General features: G+C 59.8%; 2 protein-coding genes. Both read right to left on the bottom strand.

Features of this window, described 5'->3' with window-relative positions:
* On the bottom strand, nucleotides 1-613 hold a 613-nt coding region (locus tag L691_RS0103820), incomplete at its 3' end, for an NAD-dependent epimerase/dehydratase family protein (protein ID WP_025688878.1).
* A partial coding sequence (locus tag L691_RS0103815) for a sugar nucleotide-binding protein (RefSeq protein ID WP_025688877.1) occupies nucleotides 610-1133 on the bottom strand: 524 nt, incomplete at its 5' end. The genes L691_RS0103820 and L691_RS0103815, both read right to left, overlap by 4 nt.

The raw sequence follows: 1133 nt of genomic DNA, 5'->3' as shown, positions 1-1133 counted from the left end.
CCTGCCGGGAAGACAGCCGGAACGGCGGCTGGACGCTTCCCTGCTCGCTCCGGGCGATGTGTCCGGCCAGCAGTGAGCAGAAGCCCGTGGAAGGCCCAGGCCCGATCAGGTTGCAGGGCTCTGCGATCAGCACCTGCTGCCGGAACAGCGTTCCCCAGGACAAGGACACGAGTTCTTCCAGCGTCTTGCTAAGGCTATATGGATGCGGCGGCGGCTCTCCGGCTCCCGGATTGAACTTCAGCCGCGATCCCGCCACCAGCAGACGGACTTCATTGCGGGAGCGCAGCGCGTCAAGCAGGTACACCGCCGCCATTACATTCGTTTCCAGATATTGAGCCGGGCTCCGCCACGACTCCGGTACGGAATTTCTCCCCGCCAGATGAAGCACTTCACCCGGAGCGGTATCCTCTATCATCTTCTTCACGGCTTCGCCGTCGTTCAAATCGCAAACATACGTCCTAACGTCTTCCGGAAAAAGTAATTCCCGAGATTCGCCGGGGACCGCTGTCCGCAGCACGGCGGTTACCTCCGCTCCTTCCGCCGCAAAATAAGCAGCGGCATGGCGGCCCGTAAAGCCGCCGGCGCCGGTAATCAGCAGCCTTCTGCCGGTCATGAATATCGCCGGCTTTGCTGTATCCATTCCGCCAGTTCGGTGAGCATCTCAGAGTAGGAAGGCAGATGAAAGACCGCATCTCTGCGCGTGGTGAGCAAGGTACGATCCTGCACATGCTGGTCATCGGGAACAATCTCGGCGTCAGTCTTGTGAAAGGCCTCCTGAATCATTATGAGCAGCTCGTATTTGCTGACCGGCTGAGGGTGGGCCAGGTGAATCAAGCCAGACACCTCCGAATCCAGCATACAATCGATGGCTCTGGCCAGCTCCAGTGTTGTCACTCCGTTCCACATGACACGGCGGTAGCCGGGAACCTTGCCGGACTGGGCCAGGAACCATTCCATGAGCCCGATGCCCTCTTTACGGATTTCCGGTCCGATAATCGATGTGCGGATCGTCAGATGGCCGAAATTGCGAACCTCGCCGAGCGCCTTCGTAATGGCGTAGACAGAGGTTCCGTCCGGCGCATCCTCCTCCGTGTAGCCGCCGCGTGTTCCTTCGAACACGCAATCGGTGCTGA

Origin of the sequence: Paenibacillus zanthoxyli JH29 (genome assembly GCF_000520715.1) — a bacterium.
GTDB classification, from domain to species: Bacteria; Bacillota; Bacilli; order Paenibacillales; family Paenibacillaceae; genus Paenibacillus_AQ; species Paenibacillus_AQ zanthoxyli.
This window is presented reverse-complemented; position numbering and strand designations above follow the sequence as displayed.